Origin of the sequence: Sphingomonas zeae (genome assembly GCF_014197135.1) — a bacterium.
In the GTDB taxonomy this organism is placed as follows: Bacteria; Pseudomonadota; Alphaproteobacteria; order Sphingomonadales; family Sphingomonadaceae; genus Sphingomonas; species Sphingomonas zeae.
On the sequence record NZ_JACIFA010000004.1, the window covers coordinates 144,410 to 165,619 of the forward strand.

The window sequence follows — 21,210 nt, forward strand, 5'->3', positions numbered from 1 at the left end:
GTGCCTAGCCGCAGAAGCGATAAGCCTCAATTTCTGTAGAGAGCGTCCAGGCGTTCGCCGTAAACCTCGCGCAGGACGTGGCGGCGGATCTTCAGCGACGGCGTCAGTTGCTGGTTCTCGATCGAAAAGGGTTCGTCGGCGATGATGAAGCGGCGGATGCGTTCGGTCACCGACAGGTCTCTGTTGACCCGGTCGATCGCCGCCGAGATCGCCGCGCGGAAATCGAGATCGTCGTCCAGCGCGGCGCGGTTGCACCCCGTCCCCGACTTCGCGCACCATTCGGCCGTCCATTCCGCATCGGGCACGATCAGCGCAACCATATGGGGCCGCCGGTCGCCCGCGATCATCGCCTGACCGATCTCGGGCTGCAGGGTCAGCATCCCCTCGACCTTCTGGGGGGCGACATTCTCGCCCTTGTCGTTGATGATCAGATCCTTCTTGCGGTCGGTGATGCGCAGACGGCCCGCCGCATCGATCTCGCCGATGTCGCCGGTGTGGAGCCAGCCGTCCTTCAGCACCCGCTCGGTCTCGGTCGGGTTGCGCCAATAACCGTGCATGACCAGCTCGCCGCGCACCAGGATCTCGCCGTCCTCGGCGATCCGCACCTCGGTATTGTCGAGCGGAGGGCCGACCGTGTCCATCCGCACGCCCGCGCGTGGACGGTTGCAGGCGATGACCGGCGCGGCCTCGGTCTGGCCATAGCCCTGCAGCAGGGTGAGGCCGATCGCGTGGAAGAACAGCCCGATCTCGGGATTGAGCGGCGCGCCGCCCGACACCATCGCCTTCAGCCGGCCGCCGAACCTTTTTGCGATCTTGGGCTTGAACAGCGTGTTGACGGCCAGCTGCGCGGGACGATCGATCAGCCGCAGCTTGCCGTCGTAACTCCTCGCGCCCAGCGCCAGTGCCTGGTCGAGCAGCCGCGCGCTCAGCCCGCCCTTTTTCTCGATCGCCTTGGTGATGCGCGTGTGCAGCACCTCGAACAGGCGGGGCACGACGAACATGATCGTCGGGCGTACCTCCTCAATATTGGCGGCCAGCTTGTCGAGCCCTTCGGAATAATAGATCTGCCCGCCAAGCGAGATCGGGAAATGCTGGCCCCCGGTATGCTCATAGGCGTGGGAGAGGGGGAGGAAGGACAGGAACACCTCGTCCCCCCAGCCGAAATCCTCGGCGATCACCGCGCTACATCCGGCGCAATTGTGCAGGATCGCGCCGTGATGCTGCATCACGCCGCGCGGTGCGCCGCCGGTGCCCGAGGTGTAGATAATGCAGGCGAGGTCCTCGCGGGTGAAATCGGCCTGCGCCGCGACCACGACGGGGTCGGCCGGATGCTCGGCGATCATCGCGTCATATTGGTGGCATTCGATCTGGCTCGGCCCCAGTTTCAGCGGCTCGATCCCGATGACCGTCTGGACATGGTTGGAGCGGAGTGCTGCGGGCATCAGCGTCGTCGCCAGCTTTTGCGTCGAGACGATGATCGCGCGCGCGCCCGAATTCTCGATGATGTGCGCGTGATCGCGTTCGGTATTGGTCGTGTAGGTCGGCACGGTGACGCCGCCCGCCGCCATGATGGCGAGGTCGGCGATGCACCATTCGGGCCGGTTCTCCGACACCAGCATCACCCGGTCGCCGCGTTGTAGGCCGGTCGCCTTCAGGCCTGCCGACAGGCTGGCGACCCGATGCGCCGCCTCAGCCCAGCTGATGGAGCGCCAGGCCTCGCCTTCCTTGCGCCAGAGAAAGGGCGCGTCGCCCTTTTCGGCGGCGCGCGTAAAGAACATGGTCACGAGATTGGGGAAATATTCGAGCGTACGCATGGTGCCTCTCCCACCGGCCCGTGTCGCGAGCGTAACGCGCGATCGGGCTCTTTGTTTTCTTATTCCGCCGGACGGTTCGGTTTGTCGCCCACCCTTTGAATGACGGTCGTCCGACCCGTCACGTCGATCGCCGCGCCCTCGCTGCGCGGATCGGCGGCGCCGACCCAGCGACCGCCGACGCGTTCGATGGCATTGGCCTTCAACCCCATCGGCGCGACCACCACCGTCTCGCCCAGCGCTTGCAGACCGGGAACGAGTGCCTCAAGCGTAGTGCCCTGTTCGACCGTCGCGACCTTGTATGGCGCGAAAAGCAGGCCTTGCGCGATCGCGTCCTGCGCGCTCAGCTTCCAGTCGATGACGCCGATGATCGCCTTGGCGACCTGCGCGATGATGGTCGATCCGCCCGCCGCGCCGATCGCCAACCGAACCTTGCCGTCGGGGCCATAGACGATGGTCGGCGCCATCGAACTGCGCGGCCGCTTGCCGCCTTCGACCCGGTTGGCGACCAGATCGCCATTCTTGGCGGGCACGATGTCGAAATCGGTCAGCTCGTTATTGAGCATCGTCCCGTCGACCGACAGGCCGGAGCCGAACGATCCCTCGACCGTCGTCGTCACCTCGGCGACGTTGCCCGCGCTGTCGACCGTGACGAGGTCGGTGGTGCCGGGCACCTCACTGACCGGAGCACGCACGCGCGGCGGCGCACCGGGGGGCGTGCCCGGCGAGACCGACGCCATCGTCCGGTCGGGGGCGATCAGCGCCGAACGGCTGGCGATATAGGCAGGGTCGAACAGACCCTTCAGTGGCACCCGGACATAATCGGGATCGCCCAGATACATGTCGCGATCGGCATAGGCGAGGCGTGAGGCCTCCGCGAACAGATGCCAGGCCTGGGGCGAATCCTTGCCCAGTCGCCCCATGTCGAAGCGTTCGAGCAGTTTCAGGATCGACAGCATCGTCGATCCGCCGCCCGAAGACGGCCCCATGCTGCAAATCCGATAGGCGCGATAGGTCGCGCAGAGTGGCGGACGCGGCTTGGCGGAATAGGAAGCCAGGTCGCCGGCCGTCATCTTCGACGGATTGCGCGTGGCGGTGTTTACGGTCGTGACCAGCTTCTGCGCCTGCGGGCCGACATAGAAGCTGTCGGGTCCGAGCTTGGCGATCCGCTCCAGCAGAGCGGCCTGTTCGGGATTGCGGATGATGCTGCCGAGCGGGAGCACCTGTCCGTCGGGGCCGGTCAGCCGCGCGCGGGTGGCGGCGTCGACATGCCCGCCATAGCGGGTGAGCGCGGTCTGGAGGCGCGGGGTCAGCTTGAACCCGTCGCGCGCCAGCCGGATCGCGGGCTGGAACAGCCGCGCCCAGGGCAGTCTGCCCCCTTGGGCGTGCGCCAGCGCCATCCCGCGCAGCGCGCCGGGTACGCCGACGCTGCGTCCGCCGGGCACCGCTTCGGCATGGCTGAGCGGACGACCATCGGGGCCGTAGAACCAGTTCGGGGTGGCCGCCATCGGCGCGGTCTCGCGCGCGTCGATGGTATCGGTGCCCTTGGTGCCATGACGGACCCAATAGCTGCCGCCGCCGATGCCGGAGCTTTGCGGCTCGACGACGTTCAGCGCCAGCATGGTCGCGATGGCGGCGTCAGTGGCGCTGCCCCCGGCACGCAGGATCTCCACCCCGGCGGCCGCCGCGCGGGGATCGGCGGCGCTGACCATGCCCTCGGTCGGGGCCTTAGGGGACTGGCGCGCCTCGGCGGGCAGGGATGGAGCGAGCGCGAGCGCCGCCACGGAGAGGAGCCATTGTTTCATATAGGTTACCCTAGCGACAAGGCTCGCCCCGCGCCAAGCCGTAACGTCAGGCGCCGATGGCGTCTGATACGCTGGTGAAACCGTCGCGAGCGAGCAGCGCGTCGAGATCGGTCAGGATGCGCGCGGCCAGGCCGGGGCCTTGATAGACGAGCGCCGAATAGAGCTGGACCAGGCTCGCCCCGCTGCGGATGCGGGCATAGGCCTCCGCGCCGGAATCCACGCCGCCCGCTGCGATCAGGGGAAGCGCCGCGCCGGTCGCCTTGCGGAAATCGGCCAGTCGCGCCCGGGCGAGGGGGGCCAGGGGGCGACCCGACAGGCCGCCGGTTTCCTGGGCGTTGTCGCTTCGCACATCGGGGCGGGTGATGGTGGTGTTGCCGATGATGATCGCGTCCAGCCGGTTGTCGATCGCGGCGCGCGCGATCTCGTCGATCTGCGCGGGTTCGAGGTCGGGGGCGACCTTCAGGAACAGCGGCACCGTGCCCGCGGCCTCGCGTGCGGCGGCCAGCAACTCCGCCAGCGCCGCGCCATGCTGCAAATCGCGCAGTCCCGGCGTGTTGGGACTGGAGATGTTGATCGTGACGTAATCGGCGATCGGCGCGGCATGGGCTACGCCGTGGCGATAATCGGCGATCCGGTCGACGGCGTCCTTGTTCGCGCCGACATTGATGCCCAGCACGCCCTTGCGCCGGGCGGCCTTCGCTCGCGCCAGCCCGGCGTCCAGCCCGGCATTGTTGAAGCCATAGCGGTTGACCACGGCCCTGTCCTCGACCAGCCGGAACAGCCGGGGTTTGGGGTTGCCGGGCTGGGGCTTGGGCGTCAGCGTGCCGATCTCGACCATGCCGAAGCCCAGGCCGAAAAAGCCGTCGATCGCCTCGCCATTCTTGTCGACGCCTGCCGCCAGCCCCAGCGGGTTGGCGAAGTCGATCCCCGCCATCTTGGTCGCCAGACGCGGATAGCGCGCCGGATCGGCCCCCAGCGGCGCGCCCAGCGAACCCCAGCGCGACAGCATCGCCACCGTGAGACCATGGGCGCGCTCGGCATCGAGCGCGAAGAGGAGCGGGTGATAAAAGGCCATGTCGGACCGGTTAGCGGATTGCCGGGAGAGGGGGAAGGTGGGTGGCTGTCGCTGCTTTCTTCCGCTTTTCTTTCTCCCCTCCCGCAGGCGGGAGGGGAGCGGCAAGATCAGCGGGCTTGCGCCTTCGCCAAGTCAGGAACTCAAAGGAACGCTATCACCCAACATGGGTTGGTGGGGACCCACAGGGAGAGCCCCGATGAAGACCCCCGTCGTATTCACCCCCCAGGTCGAAGACGTGAAGCCCGAGGAAGGCGACACCGTCGACCAGATGAAGCAGTCGTTCACGCATATCCTCGATACGACTTCCAACGACTATGGCCACGGCGTCCGCGCGGTCCATGCCAAGGCGCATGGCATCATCCGGGGCAAGCTGAAGGTCCATGACAATTTGCCACCCGAACTGGCGCAGGGGCTCTTTGCGCGAGGCGGCGAATATGACGCGGTCGGTCGTATCTCGACCAATCCGGGCGACATATTGGATGACGCCATCGGCCTGCCACGCGGTTTCGCGCTCAAGGTCATCGGGGTCGAGGGCGACCGGTTGTCCGGCTCGGAGGGCGATGCGACGCAGGATTTCGTGATGGCCAACGCGCCGGTCTTCACCGCGCCGACGGCGGACGCCTTTGCCAAGAACCTGAAGATGCTTGCCGCGACCACCGACAGGATGGAGGGCGGAAAGAAGCTGCTGTCCGGCATATTGCGCGGGATCGAGGCGACACTGGAGACCGTCGGGATCGAAAGCCCGACGCTCCAGACGCTGGGCGGGGCCAAGCCGGTGCACCCGCTGGGCGAGACCTATTACAGCCAGACGCCGTTCCGTTACGGCGCGCATATCGCCAAATTCTCGCTCGCGCCCGTCAGCCCCGCGCTGACCCAGTTGACCGGCGACACGGTGAACACGCACGGCCGCCCGGATGCGCTGCGCGAGGTCGTGCGCGAGGTGATGATCGAGCAGGGCGGCCAGTGGGAACTGCGCGTTCAGCTCAACCACGATCTGGAAGCCATGCCGATCGAGGATGCCACCGCCGAGTGGAGCGAGGAGGACAGCCCCTACATCACCGTGGCGACCTTCACGGCGCCGCCCCAAATCAGTTGGCAGGATGGTCAGACCAACGCGATCGACGATGCGCTGTCTTACAGCATCTGGCACGGCCTGGCCGCGCATCGACCGCTGGGCAATATCAACCGGGCGCGCAAGGACACCTATCGTTTCTCGGCGGACTATCGGGGGCGGGTGAATGGCTGCCCGATGCACGAGCCGCGCGAAATGGCCGAATTGCCGTGACGGGGACGGACGCGCTAGGACCGGCAGCATGATCCGCCTCTTTCATGTCAGCGATGTGCATTTCGGTGCCGAGGACCCCGCCGCGCTCGCCTGGTTCGCCGAGCGGGTCGCGGAGGAGAAACCGCATGCGGTCATCATGACCGGCGACCTGACCATGCGCGCCACCAAGCGCGAGTTTCAGGCGGGCGGTGCATGGCTGCAATCGCTGGGCGTGCCGGTGACGGTCGAGGTCGGCAATCACGACATCCCCTATTATTGGGATCCGTTCCGACGGCTGTTCGCGCCATATCAGCGCTATGCCGCGATCGAACGGATGATCGAGAAGCCGCTCGACCTGCCCGGCGTGACGGTGGTGCCGCTCAAGACGACGGCGCGCGCCCAGTGGCGGTGGAACTGGTCGAAGGGGCGGGTCAGCCTCGGCTCGCTCCGGCGTGCACTGGCGCTGATCGAGGCCGCGCCCAAGGACCATCTGATCCTGGTCGCTGCGCATCACCCGCTGATCGAGGGCGGGACCAAGGGGACCGCCAAGACCCGCAACGGCGATGCGGCGCTCACGCAATTGGCGGCGGCGGGGGCTCATGCGGTGCTGAGCGGCCATGTCCATGATCCGTTCGACGTGCCGGTCGACCGCAATGGCTGGATCATCCGCATGGTCGGCGCAGGCACCCTGTCGAAGCGCACGCGCAAGACGCCGCCCGCATTCAACGAACTTCGGATCGAAGGGCAGGGATTCGAGACGCTGGTCCGCCGATTCGGCGAAACCGCGCCGCATGTGATTACCGAGGATATGCGCACGGGGTGATCGGCCGTGTCGATTCCATCGGAAACTGGCGGGCAGAGCTGCGGCGTAGCACGCACGCCGGCCCCGGTGTCCGCCGTCCGGGACGCTTTGGATCAGCGTGAGATAGCGGGTCGGGGGCCTCGCGCATGCTGTCGAGTTCGGCTCTGCAGCGCGCGATCAGCGCGGCATCGAGCCTGTCGTTCCTGGCCGGTTTCAGGCAGAACAGGGCAAGGCGCGGACTTGGCGCGGTTGCGCCGCCACCGCCCTGTTCGTACTGGCCCAAGGCCTCCAGCCCGATACCCATGAGGACCCGGTGGAGTGGCGGCCGCGGTCCGGCTGAGCTGCGTTCCCTTGCGGAATCGGATGAACCCGATCCGGCCGCCGGGCCAGGGATGGCGACTCCTGACCCGGTACTGCATCCTCCGCGGCCACCATATGACGCCACATCGATAAGACGAGGCTGAACGGGGGTTGGGAGTCGGTCGGGAAGTGGCGTGGATAGCCGAACCCGCCTTTTCCCCCTGACCAATGCGGCCTAAAGCCCGGAGGGTGATGGAAATACCGGCCCCCCTCCGCCTGCGCATCGATCGCGATGCGCTTGTCTCCAACTGGCAGGCGCTCGATCGGCTCAGCGGGGCGGCGGCGTGCGGCGCGGCGGTCAAGGCCAATGGCTATGGCCTGGGCGCGTCGCTGGTCGCCGAGACGTTGGTACGGGCCGGGTGCCGCGACTTTTTCGTCGCCAGCTGGGCCGAGGCGCAGGCGCTGGCGCCGCTAGGGCTCACGCTGTCCGTCCTGCACGGCTTGCGTGCCGAGGACGTTCCTGCCGCCAGGGCCGGTTTGGCCCGCCCGGTGCTCAACACGCCTGAACAGATCGGACGCTGGCGGGATAGTGGCGGCGGGGCCTGCGATGTCATGGTCGATACCGGCATGAACCGGCTGGGAGTATCGGTAGAGGCGGTACAGGGCGGCCTGCTCGACGGTTTGACGATCGAGACGTTGATCAGCCACCTCGCCTGCGCCGATGAGGATGTCGCGATGAACGCGCGGCAGCGGGCGGCCTTTGCCAGCCTGGCCGGGCGCACCGACGCCAGGCGGATGAGCCTTGCCAATTCCGCGGGGATCGGGCTGGGGGCCGGTTATCATTTCGACCTGACCCGGCCGGGCCTGGCCCTTTATGGTGGCATACCGCGCCCCGACATGGCTGAGCTTCTCCGCCAGGTCGCTTTTCCCGAGGCGCAGATCCTGCAGCGCCGCCACGTGCCCGCGGGCGAGACGGTCGGTTACAACGCCACCTGGACCGCGCCCGCCGATACCGAGGTGGCGATCCTGAACCTGGGCTATGCCGATGGCTATCGTCGCGCGCTGTCCGGCCTGGGCGCAGCGGTGGTGGACGGCGTGAGACTGCCGGTGCTGGGTCGGGTGTCGATGGATTTGCTCGCCATCGACGTCACCGTGCGCCCCGACCTTGCCGAAGGCGACTGGTTGACCATGGGCTATGACCTGGCGACCGCGTCGGCCGCATCGGGCGTGTCGCAGTACGAACTGCTGACCGGATTAGGGCGGCGGTTCGGTCGGGGGTGATCCCGCTTTTCAAAATGACGCGCGCATAAAAAAGGGCCGACAGTTTCCTGTCGGCCCGAGGGTAAGTTTGTGTCTTAGAAGCGCGCCTGGAAGCCCGCATAGAATTTGCGACCCAGCGGCTCGAAGATGCCGCTGCCCGCGCCGATGCCACTGGCACCCAACGGCGGCAGGCGATCGGTCACGTTGTCGACGCCCAAGTAGAAGTTGGTGAACTTCGTGATGTTCACGCCGAACTTCAGATCCATGTAGAAGACATCCGGATAGAAGGGGATGTCATAGTCATCCATGTTCTGGGGCTCGCGACCCTGGAAGGTCGTGTGGTTCTCGATCGCACCCACCGATTGCTTGGTCAGGTAGCGCATCTGGACGTTGGCGAAGACCGTGCCAAAGTCGGCGCCGATGTTCCAGTTCACCTGATCGCGCGGCGCTCCCAGTTCACCGACCACGGTGTCAGCATAGCCCGGCTGCGTCGGATCGATGAACGAGTCGTTCTGCAAGACGTGGGTATAGATGATGTGATTGGTCAGCAACACGTTGCCGATGCGCTTGTCATAATTCAGCGCAAAATCGATGCCGCGGACCTGCAGCTTTGCATAGTTCAGCAGGGTCTGCCGAAGGCTGCCCTCGATGATGCGATAGGCTTCTTCGCCGTTCGGTCCGGTCTGACCAGCGGGGACGCGCTGGAACAACTGGCAGAACTGATTGCCGGCCGTAGGCGAATCGTAGCACGAATTGATGATCCCTTGCGCGCTCGGCGCGGTGATCACGTCATTGACCTTAATGTTGTAATAGTCCGCCGAGATCGACAAGCCCGGGATGAACGACGGCTGGAACTGTACACCATAAGTGTAGGAGTCCGACTTTTCGACATTCAGATCCGGGTTGCCGCCGCTGAGGATTTCCAGCGTCTGGGCATAGACATAGTCATAAGTGGACGGAATGCCAGCCGCAGCGCAGTTGGCGGCACGGTACTGCGTGCCACCCGCGATGTTACGCGCGGAGCAGGGATCGCCGACGCTGGCGAAATTCTGCGACTGCGGCGAATAGAGATCCGCCAGGTTGGGCGCACGGACCGAACGCGAATAGTTCGCACGGAACCGCAGGTCGCGCACCGGCGCCCAGACCACGTTGCCGCTATAAGCCCAGACCGTGCCGGCCGATCCCTTATAGTCAGACACGCGCGCTGCGCCGTCGACCGCCAACTGCTGGATCAGCGGCAGATCCTTAAGCAGCGGAATACGGACTTCGCCGAACGCTTCCTTTACCTCGAACGACGGCGGCGCGAACTTCGCGATGGCGTTGTAGAAGGTATAGCCCTGCTCGACCAAAGGATCCTGCTGATAGAAGGCGGTCTCGCGACGATATTCACCGCCCAGCGAGAATCCGACATCGCCACCCGGCAGGGTGAACAGCTGGCTGAGATCGCCGCTAATATAACCCATCACGTCCAGCTGGGTAATCTTGCCGCGGGATACGGTGTCGGTCAGCACATAGTTCTTGGCGGCTTGCGACACGCTGCCCACGCCGAACGGATTAAGCGGCTGACAGGCGGCGATGTCGGCGGCCAGGGTCGCCGCATTGCCGGTGATGTCGTCATAGGCTCGGCTTGGGTCGATCTGCGATCCGCAGACGATCTGTCCCGACGAATTGCGCACTGCGTCGAGCGCCAGCAGGGCACGTTGCGTGTTCAAATTGCCGAGCACCTTGGTCCGTTCGTTGAACTGACCATAGTTGACCGACAGTTCGTAGTTCCAGTCGTCGTTGAAGTCGCCGCGAACGCCGCCGACGATGCGGAAGGTTTCACGACGCGCCTCTTCGGTGCGGACGCCCAGATCGGTCAGGTTCTTGCGGAGAATGAAGCGATAGGAACCGCTGTTGATCGCATTGACCGTATTGGCCTGAACCTGCGCTGCTGTCAGCGTCGAGGTCGCCTGGAAACGCTGGCCGTTGGTCGGGTTGAAGCCCGCATTGGCGAGCCCCAGCGCCTGCGCCGTCAGTGTAGCGCGCGCATCGGCGCTTAGGAACGGGTTGTCCAGACGCGGACGCTCATAGAAGGCGTCGAGGGTGCTGCCGGTGAAGAACGCCGGCCCCGACGAACCCTGGCCAAGCGAGTCGGTGCGCGAATATTTCGCCTCGATAAAGGGGACGAACGCGTCGCTGACCGTGAAGTGGCCGATCAGATTGGCCGAATAGCGATCCAAACGCGGCAGGATCTGCAACAACTGGCCCTCACGACGGGTGTCGCCATTGCCGCCGATGAACGCGCCGGTCGGCGTGCTGCTGGCCGAGATCGGGTTGGCTGCCGTGCCGCTGCCGATCGTGGTGCCCAGGCCAACGCGCGAGCCTGTCTGCGCCGCCAGGCTGCCGCCCGGCTGGAACAGATAATTGCAGGTGAAGGGCCGACCCGCATTGCCGAACGCGGCAGTGGGGGTGTTGTCGCGTCCGCAAGCTCCGCTCGGGCTCGCGAAGGCGACGGTGCCGCCTGCCGAGAATGTGCCGACGCGAACGTCGCGGAAGAAGACGGAATCAGGGATGCCGTCATAGTTGATGAACCGCTGTCCGGCGGCGCGGCCCGCCGCGTCCGAATCGACCGCCACGAAGCCATCGGTCTGACGCAGATAGTCGCGTTGCGAGGCGTAAAGTTCGTTCTGATGCGAATATTCCAGGTTCACCGCGATGTTGCCGCGGCCCTCGGCGAAGTTCTTGCCTCCGAGGACGCTGGTGAAATAGCTGCCCGCATCGCCGCGCGAGCTGACCGCGCCCTGGCCACGGACTTGGAGCCCTTCGAAATCGTCGCGCAGGATGAAGTTGACGACACCCGCCAACGCGTCCGAGCCATAGGTAGCCGAGTTGCCGCCGGTTACCAGATCGACGCTCTTGATGAGGTCGGTCGGGATGGTGTTGATGTCGACCGACACCGCGTTGACCAGGATGTCCGAACCGACGTGACGGCGGCCGTTGACCAATACCAAGGTACGCTGCGTGCCCAGACCGCGCAGATCGAGCAGGTTGAGGCCGGCAGTGCCGAGGAAGCGCGTCGAATTTGCCTGGCTGTAGGTGCTTTGGAGCTGAGGCAAGTCGTTCAGCACGTCACCGATCGCGGTACGGGCGGTCACGCCCAATTCGGCCGCGGTCAGGGTCGTGATCGGAACTGGTGACTCGTCATTGGGACGACGGATGCGCGAGCCCGTCACGACCACATCACGGTTCGCGGCGTCCTGCTCGTTTGCCTGGGCATCGCTGTTGGGGTTATTCGAATCGACGGTCTGACCACCGATAGTGGGGTCGGCAGCCTGAGCGTCCGAGGTCGTTTGTGCATTCGCGGGAAAGGCGAGAGCCAGGGTGCTGGCGAGCGCCGACACACCCAAAAGTGCCCGAAATTTCATTTAGGTTTACCCCCTTATATCCGGACTTTTATGTCCGTTCATCCAAGGGAAAGAAATTTTGAGCGCCAAGACAAGCGTATGTAGAACACGAGATGAAAAAAAGGTCAGGCTTGTTGCAGGGATGTGACACGTTCGACACATCCCTGCAATATAACGGTTAAGCGTGAAATTTTCGAAAAGTGGCGTGTTTATCGCTCAATACACATAGCGATGCCCATGCCGCCGCCGATGCACAGCGTCGCCAGGCCCTTCTTGGCGTTGCGCTTCTGCATCTCATAGATCAGAGTCGTGAGCACGCGCGCGCCGCTGGCACCGATCGGGTGGCCGAGCGCGATCGCGCCGCCGTTGACGTTGACCTTGTCGGGGTCGAAGCCCAGTTCCTTGCCAACCGACAGCGCCTGTGCAGCGAAAGCTTCGTTGGCCTCGATCAGGTCGAGGTCGCCGACGCTCCAGCCCGCCTTTTCCAGCGCGCGCTTCGTCGCGGGGACGGGGCCGATGCCCATGACCGAGGGATCGACGCCGGCGGAGGCCCAGCTCTTGATGGTGGCGAGCACGGGGGCGCCGCGCTTCTCGGCCTCCTCGCGGCTCATCAGCACGATGGCGGCAGCGCCGTCGTTGAGGCCTGAGGCGTTGGCGGCGGTCACCGTGCCGTCCTTCTTGAAGGCGGGGCGAACGCCCGAGACGCTTTCGATCGTGGCACCGGCGCGGATATATTCGTCGTCGGCAACGATCGTCTCGCCCTTGCGGCCCTTGATGGTGACGGGCGCGATCTCGTCCTTGAACCGGCCTTCGCCGCGCGCCTTTTCGGCCAGATTCTGCGAGCGGACGGCGAACCGATCCTGCTCGTCGCGCGTGACCTGATATTGCTCGGCCAGATTTTCGGCGGTGATGCCCATGTGATAGCCGTTGAAGGCGTCGGTCAGGCCGTCATGGACCATGGTGTCGACCATGGTCAGCGGACCCATCTTGGTGCCGCCGCGCATCGTCTGGGCGTGGGGCGAGAGCGACATCGACTCCTGGCCGCCCGCCACCACGATGGTCGCGTCGCCATTGGCGATCGCCTGCATTCCCAGTGCCACCGCACGCAGGCCCGAGCCGCAGACCTGGTTGACGCCGTAAGCGGGGACTTCCTTGGGGATGCCCGCCGCCATCGACGCCTGGCGGGCGGGGTTCTGGCCTTGCGCGGCGGTCAGCACCTGGCCGAGGATCACCTCGGACACGTCCTCGCCCTTGATGCCCGCCTGCTCCAGCGCGGCGGTGATCGCCACCCGGCCGAGTTCGTGCGCGGGCGTGGCGGCAAAGGCGCCCAGGAAGCTGCCCACGGGGGTGCGCTTGGCGGCGGTGATGACGATCTCGGTCATGAAGGCTCCTTTAGGTTCGCGTCTATCTAGGTGGTGGGAGGGCGGTGATCCAGTCGGCGAGCGGCTGCCAGAGCTGTTGCTCCGCACGGCCGCCGACGACCATGCCGACATGGCCGGAGCCCCCCGCTCGTCGATCGGACAGGCCGATGGCGGTGGCGGCGGGAACGATCCGGTCGGCGGTGGCGATGAACTCGACGCTAGGGGCGTCGCATTGCGAGGGTGTGACGGTCGCCCCCGCGACGCGCCATTGCCCCTGACCAGGACGATCTTCGGCGATCAGGTCTTCGAACAGCTCGCGGCCAAAGGCGTGGGGCAGGGGGGCGCCTTGGTTCGCCCAGTCCTCCAACTGGATAAACCGGCGCGCTGCCTCGCTGCGGGGATCGAGATCGGCGAAGGCCGCATATTTGGCGACGGTGCGCGCGGGATCGAGCCGCCAGAAGCCTGCCTGCAATGCCTCCATCGGGACCAGGCCCAGCGCTTCGGAGGTCGGTTTGATGGTCGCCCATTGCGCGGCCATCGCGGCGCGAGCCTCCTCGCCATAGCCCGTGAAGTGCCAGGGCGCGGCAATGGCGGCGAGCCCCGCGACCCTGCTGCGCGCCGCCGCCGCCACGGCCAGCGTGCCGCCCAGACAATAGCCGACCAGCACGGGCGGCTGCGGAAATGTCGCGATCAAGGGCATCAGGAAGCGCTCGACATGCGCCGCCACATCAAGGTTGCGGTCCTTCACGCCCGGCGTGCCCCAGTCGATCAGCCAGGGATGAAAGCCTCGTCCGCCTAGCCAACGGATCAGGGAGCGGTCGCGAGAGATGTCGAGGATCGACGGTGGATTGATCAGTGAGGGGATGAACAGCACCGGCCGCCCGTCACCCCCGCCATCGCGCAAGCGCACCCGGCCGCGCCGCCGCCGGACAGGGAGCGCACGCATCGGCCGCTCGCGCTTTGCTTTCTGAAACCGGACCAGCCCCGCCAGCGCCCGTCGCGCGAGTTCAGGATTTTCCGCGGCTTCGCTGCGCAGCATCGCCAGGAACAGCGGCAAGGGTCGCGGACCATGTTGCGATGCGAAATCCAAGGCGTTAGGCTGCGGCAAAACCATGAAAGGCGGGGGTCCATGAAGAAGCAGGCATCGGACGGCGTCGTGATCGTCAAGAAATACGCGAACCGGCGGCTCTACAACACCGAAACCTCCTCCTACATCACGCTCGATCATCTGGCGGCGATGATCCGGGCGGGGCGCGACTTCAAGGTGGTCGACGCCAAGACCGACGAGGACATCACCCATAATGTCCTGACCCAGATCATCATGGAAGAGGAAAGCCGGGGCGAAACGATGCTGCCGGTCAATTTCCTGCGCCAGTTGATCTCGATGTACGGCGATTCGATGCAGGCGATGGTGCCGGGCTATCTGGAGGCGTCGATGGACAGCTTCCGCCGCAATCAGGAACAGTTCAAGTCTGCGGTCGAGGGCGCATTTGCCAATACGCCCTTCGCCGACATGGCCAAGCGCAACCTGGCGATGTTCGAGGCCGCGACGCAGGGGTTCCAGGCCGCAGCACCTGCGCCCGCTCCGACGCCGGCCGCTCCGGCGGTGAGCAAGGATGCCGAGATGGCTGCGCTGAAGGCCGAACTCGCGGCATTGAAGGACAAGATCGAGAAGCTGGGCGAGTAATTCCCGTCTTCCGTGCAGCCTGAGCCCTTCGACTGGCTGGCAAGCCAGCCGCTCAGGATAAACTTCGGCGCATCGCTCCGAAGTCGAAGGCCATGCTGTAACGGTAAACGCAGGGCCTTCTCTATTCCTCCCCTGCAAGGGGAGGGGGACCAGCGAAGCTGACGGAGGGGTGTCACCGGCTGCGAGGACAGTCCTCTTCCCCTCAACCCGTGACACCCCTCCGTCAGGCCTGCGGCCTGCCACCTCCCCCGCAAGGGGAGGAATAGGTACACCCAGCCGCTATGGCGCGCCTTGGGCCTTCGACTTCGCTCGGGCTGAACGGAGGTCGTGGGCGGACCTTCATCCCTCCATTGAACCCGTCGCCCCGCGCATCCATATCGCCGCGCATGAGCGGGAATGAACACGCCATGCCCAGCTGGCATGGCACGACGATTTGCTCGGTGCGCCGTGGCGGCCGGGTGGTGGTGGCCGGAGACGGTCAGGTTTCGATGGGCCAGACGGTCATGAAGCCCAATGCGCGGAAGGTCCGGCGGCTGGGCGACGGCTCGGTCATCGGCGGCTTTGCGGGCGCGACGGCGGATGCCTTCACCCTGTTCGAGCGGCTGGAGGCCAAGCTGGAGCGGCATAACGGCCAGCTGCTGCGCGCGGCGGTCGAGCTGGCCAAGGACTGGCGGACAGACAAGTTCCTGCGCAATCTGGAGGCGATGATGATCGTCGCCGACAAGGACGTGACGCTGATCCTGACCGGAAACGGCGACGTGCTGGAGCCGGAAAACGGCATCTGCGCGATCGGCTCGGGCGGCAATTACGCGCTCGCCGCGGCGCGGGCGCTCGTCGACTATGAACAGGATGCCGAGACGATCGCACGCAAGGCAATGGCGATCGCCGCCGATGTCTGTGTCTATACCAATGACCGCGTCACGCTCGAAGCCATCGACGGCGCACAGTAAGCCAGGATTTCCATGAACGACCAGCTGACCCCCAAGGCGATCGTCGCCGCCCTCGACGCGCATATCATCGGCCAGGCCGACGCCAAGCGCGCCGTCGCCGTCGCGATGCGCAACCGCTGGCGCCGCCAGCGGCTCGGCGCGGATTTGCGTGACGAGGTGACGCCCAAGAACATCCTGATGATCGGCCCCACCGGCTGCGGCAAGACCGAGATCAGCCGCCGTCTCGCCAAGCTGGCCGACGCGCCGTTCGTGAAGGTCGAGGCGACCAAGTTCACCGAGGTCGGCTATGTCGGCCGCGACGTCGAACAGATCGCCCGCGACCTGGTCGAGGAAGCGATCCGGCTGGAAAAGGAACGCCGCCGCGTCGCGGTGAAGGACAAGGCCGAGGACGCGGCGATGAACCGCCTGCTCGACGCGCTGGTCGGCAAGGATTCGAGCCAGGCGACGCGTGAAGCCTTTCGCCAGCGTTTCCGGGACGGCCATCTCGACCAGACCGAGATCGAGATCGAACTGGAACAGGCCCCGGCCATGCCGTTCGAAATCCCCGGCGCCGCGCCGCAGATGATCAACCTGTCGGAAATGATGGGCAAGGCGTTCGGCGGCGGCCAGCCGCTCAAGCGCCGCAAGCTGACCGTCTCCGCCGCCTGGACCAAGCTGGTCGAGGAAGAGGCCGACAAGCGGCTCGACCAGGACGAGGTCAGCCGCGCCGCGCTGGCCGATGCCGAGGCGAACGGGATCGTCTTTCTCGACGAGATCGACAAGATCGCGGTGTCCGACGTGCGCGGCGGTTCGGTCAGCCGCGAGGGCGTGCAGCGCGACCTGTTGCCGCTGATCGAGGGGACGACCGTCTCGACCAAATACGGCCCGATGAAGACGGACCATATCCTGTTCATCGCGAGCGGGGCCTTCCATGTCGCCAAGCCGTCCGACCTGCTGCCCGAGTTGCAGGGCCGCCTGGCGATCCGGGTCGAGTTGAAGGCGCTGACCGAGAGCGATTTCGTCGCGATCCTGTCGGACACCAAGGCGTCGCTGCCCGCCCAGTACAAGGCGCTGATCGGCACCGAGGGGGTCGAGATTTCCTTCACCGAGGACGGCATCGCGGCGATCGCTCGGATCGCGGCGGAAGTGAACGGTCAGGTCGAGAATATCGGCGCGCGGCGGCTTCAGACGGTGATGGAGAAGCTGCTGGAGGAGGTCAGCTTCGAGGCGGAGGACCGCCAGGGTTCGACGCTGATCGTGGATGCGGCCTATGTGGACAAGCAGCTGTCAGCGGTGGCGCGCAATACGGATTTGAGCCGGTTTGTTTTGTGATCGGGGTGGGGCTCGGTGAGACACCGAAGCCCTCCCCCATCCCCTCCCGTTTACGGGAGGGGCGTGCCCAGATCGACACGTAGGAACAGAGGCGCAACGGCTGATCTTGCCGCTCCCCTCCCGCAGGCGAGTTTCAGGTCGGTCATGCCCCCGGCATGACCTAAACGATGCGGGGCATCGTTTACCTGAAACTGGGATGGGGGAGGGCAGGCCCCAAGCGAAAATGCTTATTTCTTCACCCGGTCATACGGCACGAACCCGTCGAAGAAACACCATTGCGAAGGGATCGACAGACCCTGCTGCAACACCCGGAACCGGTCGTTGCGACACACTTGCGAGCCCCAGCGCTCGATCATCAGCGTGTTGAACGGCTGAATCCCCGCGCATTGCCCGCGCACCTTGGCGCGCCACAGACGGGGGCCTGCGTTGATAATGATCGTATCCTTGTCGGCGATGACCGGCCCCGACATGGCGGTGCCGGTATCGACGCACTGCGCTGGCGGCCCCGCGACGCGCCCGGCAAAGGGGTCGGACTTGGCCGCTGATAGGGTCAGCGCCAAGCCGAGAGCAGCGGCGATGGTCGTTTTGCTGCGCATCACCCCTGCTTCCGATAGGGGGTGAACTCGCCGAAGCTGCAACTGCCGGTGAAGAAGCCCGAGCTGCGGTCGACCGTCTGGGCGATGTCGCCCGAGCAGAGCTGGCCCGTGGTGGTGCGGGTCACGAAGATGTTGTTGCCCGACCCGCCCACCCCGTTACATCCGCCCGCCGTCCGGCTGACATATTTCAGGCGCGGCGACACGGTATAGACCAAAGTGGGGCCATAGGAGCGGACCTGCTGCGTCCGATACTGGCTGATGCACATGGTCGGCGTGCCCGGCGTCAGGCCGCGCAGCGCCTTGTCGAGATCGGCGCGCTCGGTCTGGGCGCGCTGTTCGACCTGCGCCTTTTGCGCCGGAGTCAACGTACAGCCGCCCAAGGCCGCCATGGGGATCACAACAGATAACAACGTCACGATACGCATCATTCCGTCTCCGTCAAAATGCCCCTGTAGCCCTGGTTCAACCCTTGAACGCGTCCTTGGCTGCACGACGCTGCGCCAGTTCCTCGGCATCGACCGAGCGGAGGAAGGGGTTGGTGGCCCGCTCCAGCGCGATGGTCGTCGGGATGGTCGGCTCGCCCTGTTCGCGCATCGCGACGACATCGGCCAGCCGCTCGGCGATGGCGTCATTCTCCGGTTCGGCGGCCGCGGCGAAGCGGGCATTGGACAGGGTATATTCGTGCCCACAATAGACGCGGGTGTCACCCGGCAGCCCCGCAAACCGGCGCATATTGGCGTGCATCTGTTCCGCCGTCCCCTCGAACAGCCGCCCGCATCCCATGGCGAACAGCGTGTCGCCGGTGAAGATGGTCGCCCGGTCCAGGATATGAAAGGCGATATGCCCCGCCGTATGGCCGGGCACCGACCAGATCGTCGCCGCCGCATCGCCGACTGCGATGGTATCGCCCTCGGCCAGCAGCGTGTCGAGCCCGTCGATCTTCGCCGCCTCCGCCGCCGGACCCGCTACCCTGGCCCCTTGCGCTTTCAGCGCAGCGGCGCCGCCGACATGATCGGGATGCCAATGGGTCAGCCAGACCTGATCGATCGTCCAGCCGCGGGCCGCGGCCGCCGCCGCGACGGGTGCGGCCTCGCCGGGGTCGAGCGCGACGGTCTGGCCCGCATCATGGATCAGCCAGGCGTAATTATCCGAGAGGACGGGGACGCGAACGATTTCCATGACGTCGCTCTTACCAGCTTCCGACATTGGGCATCGAGGCCCAGGGTTCGGTGGGCGGCAACGCACCGTCCTGCAACAGCTCGATCGAGATGCCGTCGGGCGTCTTGACGAAGGCCATATGGCCGTCGCGCGGCGGGCGGTTGATGGTGATTCCAGCGTCCATCAGCCGCTGGCAGGTTTCGTAGATATTGTCGACGCGGTAGGCGAGATGCCCGAAATTGCGTCCGCCGGTATAGATTTCGGGGTCCCAATTGTGCGTCAGCTCGACCTCGGCGCGGCCTTCGTCCCCAGGCGCGGCCAAGAAGATCAGCGAGAAGCGGCCGCGGTCATTGTCGATCCGGCGGACTTCGCGCAGGCCCAGCAACTCGAAAAAGCGGATGCTGGCGTCCAGGTCGCTGACGCGGATCATGGTGTGGAGATAGCGCATCGGATGTTCTGCCTGTTCAACGGGGCCGTTCGGGCGGGGGTGGGCTATGCTATCCCGATCGGAGATACCGGACCTTTACGTACGATAAGCGATCAGCGGGACGGAAATTGCGACAGCGCCTTGGCGGTTTCGGCGCGGATCGGGCTGTCGGGGGGGGACAGGCGGGCGGCCTCGCTCCACGCCTTGCGCGCACCCGCTTCGTCGCCCGCGACGGCGGCGATGTTACCCGCCTCCAGCTGGACGCTGGCATCGTCGGCGGAACGGGCCAGCGCCTGGGCGATGTCCTTTTGCGCACGGGGCAAGTCCTTCATTCGCCGTGCCAGCGTTGCCGAGAGCAGCCAGGCGAGCGGATCGGCGGGGGCATGGGTCAGCGCCGCATCCAGATCGACCCGCGCCGCGGCCATCTGCCCGCCCGCGACCGAGGCACGAGCGCGGTCGAGCTGCGCTTCGCCAAGCGCAAAGCCACTCAGCTCGCCCGCCGCCAGTGCGGCATCCAGCGCGGAACGGGCGTGAGTGGCATCGCCTGCCGCCAGAAAAGCGTTGCCCGCCTGCGCCCAGTAATTGGCGGCGCGCACGTCATGCGCGGTCTCGGCGGCGCGGGCGGCCTGTTCAAAGGCACTAGCGGCGGCGCTCCAGTTCCGCTCGGTCGCGAAGGCCAGCCCCAGGCATTGCTGCGCGAAATAGTCGCCGCCCGCCAGTCGCCACTTGCCCGCTTCGATCTTGGCAGCGGCGGGATCGCGCTCGGCCAGCGTGACGCAGCGCTGATAGCGCGCCTCGCGTGGATCGCTGGGGAGGGGCGGCGTCTTGGGCGCGGACTGGACGGCGGCGGCAAGCGCCAGGGGAAACAGGATCATAGGCAGTGCAACACGTCCTCGACGGCCCGGATCAGCAGCGCGATGTCGGCCTCACGCGACAGCCGGTGGTCTCCGTCCTTGATCAAAACAGTCTGCACATCGGCTGAACGGAACAGCTGCGCCAGATGGGTGGTCCGGTTCCACGGCACATCGGGATCCGCCATCCCCTGGAGCAGACGTACCGGCCCGTCGAACGCGATCGGGCCGAACGTCAGCCGGTTGGCCTCCCCCGACGACCAGAAACGGCGGGTATAGACGGTGGGGGCGGGGCCGTAAGGATTGGCCCGCTCCAGCCGCCCGGCCTGGAGGATCGTCATCTTCTCGCCTTCCGAAAAGCCCCAGTCGGTGAAGTCGGGGGCGGGCGCGATGCCGACGAGTGCCCGGACCTGATCCGGCCGAGCCCGCGCGGCGAGCAGCATCAGCCAGCCGCCCATCGACGACCCGACCAGTATGGCGGGACCCTTCACCACATTGTCGAGCATCGCGACGACGTCGTCCCGCCAGTCGGCCAGCGCCTGATCCTCGAACGCGCCCTCCGATTCGCCACAGCCGCCATAGTCGAAGCGCAGGAACGCCCGGCCGTTGGCCTTGGCCCATGCCTCCAACGCCACCGCCTTCGACCCCTGCATGTCCGAGGCATAGCCCGGCAGGAAGACGATCGCGGGGCCGATGCCCGGCGTCCAATTGTAAGCGAGCTTGGGGCGGGGGGTGTCGGTCATGACCGGGATTTAGGATGCGGGCGAGGGAATGGAAACCCGACGGTCAGAATCACCGCCCGCCAATCCCCCCTCTTCGCTCAGGCTGAACGGACCGCCGCGAAGCGGTGGTGGACGGGCCATCCCTCCGCTCAGATCACATATTCCACACTCTTCATCTGCGCCTGCGCGGCCTGTTTCTTGCGCCGCTTGGCCACCATCTCGGCATGAAGCCGCGCCACGGTGTCGCTGCCCGTGGTGGTGCACAGCCCCGGCACCACCGCATGGACGATCGCGCCCAGCCCGCCGACGATCATGATGCCCCCGAAACGCGCCGCGACGCCGAAATGCTCGACATAGCTTTCGCCGACGCTTTCGGGATGTTCGGTAAACAGGCGGCGGAACATGACGGGCGTTCTCCTAGGGCCGTTCGCGCCGATCCTATCA

General features: G+C 66.0%; 19 protein-coding genes. 6 read left to right on the top strand and 13 right to left on the bottom strand.

All coding sequences use genetic code 11. The annotated features are described in order from the left end of the window. Positions 1 to 26 precede the first annotated feature (26 nt). The 3 genes from GGR45_RS07715 to GGR45_RS07725 are packed head-to-tail and all read right to left on the bottom strand — an operon-like array spanning position 27 to position 4,691. A complete protein-coding gene (locus GGR45_RS07715) occupies positions 27 to 1,814 on the bottom strand; it encodes an AMP-dependent synthetase/ligase (RefSeq protein ID WP_175311665.1) in 1,788 nt (595 codons plus the stop codon). 59 nt (positions 1,815 to 1,873) lie between these two features. Next, a complete protein-coding gene (gene ggt / locus GGR45_RS07720) occupies positions 1,874 to 3,616 on the bottom strand; it encodes a gamma-glutamyltransferase (RefSeq protein ID WP_175311664.1) in 1,743 nt (580 codons plus the stop codon). A 46-nt stretch (positions 3,617 to 3,662) separates the two neighbouring features. Beyond that, positions 3,663 to 4,691, bottom strand: coding sequence for a quinone-dependent dihydroorotate dehydrogenase (locus GGR45_RS07725; RefSeq protein WP_175311663.1), 1,029 nt, complete (start codon positions 4,689 to 4,691; stop codon positions 3,663 to 3,665). 196 nt (positions 4,692 to 4,887) lie between these two features. On the opposite strand from GGR45_RS07725, the gene GGR45_RS07730 reads away from it, so the two are divergent. The 3 genes from GGR45_RS07730 to alr all read left to right on the top strand — a co-directional run bounded on the left by GGR45_RS07730 (position 4,888) and on the right by alr (position 8,338). Next, positions 4,888 to 5,976 (top strand): catalase family protein, encoded by a 1,089-nt coding sequence (locus tag GGR45_RS07730; RefSeq protein ID WP_175311662.1) that lies wholly within the window; start codon positions 4,888 to 4,890, stop codon positions 5,974 to 5,976. Positions 5,977 to 6,004: 28 nt separating this feature from the next. Beyond that, positions 6,005 to 6,778, top strand: coding sequence for a metallophosphoesterase family protein (locus GGR45_RS07735; RefSeq protein WP_175311661.1), 774 nt, complete (start codon positions 6,005 to 6,007; stop codon positions 6,776 to 6,778). A gap of 531 nt (positions 6,779 to 7,309) precedes the next feature. Next, on the top strand, positions 7,310 to 8,338 hold the full coding sequence (gene alr, locus GGR45_RS07740; protein WP_175311660.1) for an alanine racemase: 1,029 nt from the start codon (positions 7,310 to 7,312) through the stop codon (positions 8,336 to 8,338). Between the two features lie 74 nt (positions 8,339 to 8,412). On the opposite strand, the gene GGR45_RS07745 is transcribed toward alr, so the two are convergent. From GGR45_RS07745 to GGR45_RS07755, 3 genes are all read right to left on the bottom strand, one after another. Continuing rightward, positions 8,413 to 11,724, bottom strand: a complete 3,312-nt coding sequence (locus GGR45_RS07745) for a TonB-dependent receptor domain-containing protein (protein ID WP_175311659.1) — start codon at positions 11,722 to 11,724, stop codon at positions 8,413 to 8,415. 188 nt (positions 11,725 to 11,912) lie between these two features. Continuing rightward, entirely contained in the window at positions 11,913 to 13,085 is a 1,173-nt protein-coding gene (locus tag GGR45_RS07750) for an acetyl-CoA C-acetyltransferase (RefSeq protein WP_175311658.1), read from the bottom strand. A 22-nt stretch (positions 13,086 to 13,107) separates the two neighbouring features. Further along, complete coding sequence (locus tag GGR45_RS07755; RefSeq protein ID WP_246358112.1) at positions 13,108 to 14,121, bottom strand: alpha/beta fold hydrolase; 1,014 nt, start codon at positions 14,119 to 14,121, stop codon at positions 13,108 to 13,110. Positions 14,122 to 14,193: 72 nt separating this feature from the next. Here GGR45_RS07755 and phaR point away from each other — a divergent pair, with 72 nt between their 5' ends. The 3 genes from phaR (at position 14,194) to hslU (ending at position 17,012) form a co-directional block, all read left to right on the top strand. Next, on the top strand, positions 14,194 to 14,751 hold the full coding sequence (gene phaR, locus GGR45_RS07760) for a polyhydroxyalkanoate synthesis repressor PhaR (RefSeq protein WP_175311657.1): 558 nt from the start codon (positions 14,194 to 14,196) through the stop codon (positions 14,749 to 14,751). Between the two features lie 407 nt (positions 14,752 to 15,158). Next, positions 15,159 to 15,701: an ATP-dependent protease subunit HslV gene (hslV, locus tag GGR45_RS07765; protein WP_175311656.1), complete on the top strand. Its 543-nt coding sequence runs from the start codon at positions 15,159 to 15,161 to the stop codon at positions 15,699 to 15,701. Between the two features lie 12 nt (positions 15,702 to 15,713). Beyond that, positions 15,714 to 17,012, top strand: a complete 1,299-nt coding sequence (gene hslU, locus GGR45_RS07770; RefSeq protein ID WP_175311655.1) for an ATP-dependent protease ATPase subunit HslU — start codon at positions 15,714 to 15,716, stop codon at positions 17,010 to 17,012. A 227-nt stretch (positions 17,013 to 17,239) separates the two neighbouring features. Here hslU and GGR45_RS07775 read toward each other — a convergent pair whose 3' ends face one another. The 7 genes from GGR45_RS07775 to GGR45_RS07805 form a co-directional block, all read right to left on the bottom strand. Further along, entirely contained in the window at positions 17,240 to 17,608 is a 369-nt protein-coding gene (locus GGR45_RS07775) for a hypothetical protein (protein ID WP_175311654.1), read from the bottom strand. After that, entirely contained in the window at positions 17,608 to 18,036 is a 429-nt protein-coding gene (locus tag GGR45_RS07780; protein ID WP_175311653.1) for a hypothetical protein, read from the bottom strand. The genes GGR45_RS07775 and GGR45_RS07780 overlap by 1 nt, the downstream gene beginning before the upstream one ends. 34 nt (positions 18,037 to 18,070) lie before the next feature. Next, a complete protein-coding gene (gene gloB / locus GGR45_RS07785; protein WP_175311652.1) occupies positions 18,071 to 18,787 on the bottom strand; it encodes a hydroxyacylglutathione hydrolase in 717 nt (238 codons plus the stop codon). 10 nt (positions 18,788 to 18,797) lie between these two features. Next, positions 18,798 to 19,214 carry a VOC family protein gene (locus tag GGR45_RS07790; protein WP_175311651.1) on the bottom strand — a complete coding sequence of 139 codons (417 nt, stop codon included), beginning with the start codon at positions 19,212 to 19,214 and terminating at the stop codon, positions 18,798 to 18,800. Between the two features lie 92 nt (positions 19,215 to 19,306). Continuing rightward, positions 19,307 to 20,068 (bottom strand): tetratricopeptide repeat protein, encoded by a 762-nt coding sequence (locus GGR45_RS07795; protein ID WP_175311650.1) that lies wholly within the window; start codon positions 20,066 to 20,068, stop codon positions 19,307 to 19,309. After that, on the bottom strand, positions 20,065 to 20,787 hold the full coding sequence (locus GGR45_RS07800; protein WP_175311649.1) for an alpha/beta hydrolase: 723 nt from the start codon (positions 20,785 to 20,787) through the stop codon (positions 20,065 to 20,067). The genes GGR45_RS07795 and GGR45_RS07800 overlap by 4 nt, the downstream gene beginning before the upstream one ends. A gap of 128 nt (positions 20,788 to 20,915) precedes the next feature. Next, a complete protein-coding gene (locus GGR45_RS07805) occupies positions 20,916 to 21,170 on the bottom strand; it encodes a DUF6356 family protein (RefSeq protein WP_061780966.1) in 255 nt (84 codons plus the stop codon). Positions 21,171 to 21,210 lie beyond the last annotated feature (40 nt).

Excerpts from the sequence above, each read along its gene's own strand:
- GGR45_RS07715 (WP_175311665.1), bottom strand. The coding sequence starts at position 1,814 with ATGCGTACGCTCGAATATTTCCCCAATCTCGTGACCATGTTCTTTACG.
- ggt (WP_175311664.1), bottom strand. The coding sequence starts at position 3,616 with ATGAAACAATGGCTCCTCTCCGTGGCGGCGCTCGCGCTCGCTCCATCC.
- GGR45_RS07725 (WP_175311663.1), bottom strand. The coding sequence starts at position 4,691 with ATGGCCTTTTATCACCCGCTCCTCTTCGCGCTCGATGCCGAGCGCGCC.
- GGR45_RS07730 (WP_175311662.1), top strand. The coding sequence starts at position 4,888 with ATGAAGACCCCCGTCGTATTCACCCCCCAGGTCGAAGACGTGAAGCCC.
- GGR45_RS07735 (WP_175311661.1), top strand. The coding sequence starts at position 6,005 with ATGATCCGCCTCTTTCATGTCAGCGATGTGCATTTCGGTGCCGAGGAC.
- alr (WP_175311660.1), top strand. The coding sequence starts at position 7,310 with ATGGAAATACCGGCCCCCCTCCGCCTGCGCATCGATCGCGATGCGCTT.
- GGR45_RS07745 (WP_175311659.1), bottom strand. The coding sequence starts at position 11,724 with ATGAAATTTCGGGCACTTTTGGGTGTGTCGGCGCTCGCCAGCACCCTG.
- GGR45_RS07750 (WP_175311658.1), bottom strand. The coding sequence starts at position 13,085 with ATGACCGAGATCGTCATCACCGCCGCCAAGCGCACCCCCGTGGGCAGC.
- phaR (WP_175311657.1), top strand. The coding sequence starts at position 14,194 with ATGAAGAAGCAGGCATCGGACGGCGTCGTGATCGTCAAGAAATACGCG.
- hslV (WP_175311656.1), top strand. The coding sequence starts at position 15,159 with ATGCCCAGCTGGCATGGCACGACGATTTGCTCGGTGCGCCGTGGCGGC.
- hslU (WP_175311655.1), top strand. The coding sequence starts at position 15,714 with ATGAACGACCAGCTGACCCCCAAGGCGATCGTCGCCGCCCTCGACGCG.
- GGR45_RS07775 (WP_175311654.1), bottom strand. The coding sequence starts at position 17,608 with ATGCGCAGCAAAACGACCATCGCCGCTGCTCTCGGCTTGGCGCTGACC.
- GGR45_RS07780 (WP_175311653.1), bottom strand. The coding sequence starts at position 18,036 with ATGATGCGTATCGTGACGTTGTTATCTGTTGTGATCCCCATGGCGGCC.
- gloB (WP_175311652.1), bottom strand. The coding sequence starts at position 18,787 with ATGGAAATCGTTCGCGTCCCCGTCCTCTCGGATAATTACGCCTGGCTG.
- GGR45_RS07790 (WP_175311651.1), bottom strand. The coding sequence starts at position 19,214 with ATGCGCTATCTCCACACCATGATCCGCGTCAGCGACCTGGACGCCAGC.
- GGR45_RS07795 (WP_175311650.1), bottom strand. The coding sequence starts at position 20,068 with ATGATCCTGTTTCCCCTGGCGCTTGCCGCCGCCGTCCAGTCCGCGCCC.
- GGR45_RS07800 (WP_175311649.1), bottom strand. The coding sequence starts at position 20,787 with ATGACCGACACCCCCCGCCCCAAGCTCGCTTACAATTGGACGCCGGGC.
- GGR45_RS07805 (WP_061780966.1), bottom strand. The coding sequence starts at position 21,170 with ATGTTCCGCCGCCTGTTTACCGAACATCCCGAAAGCGTCGGCGAAAGC.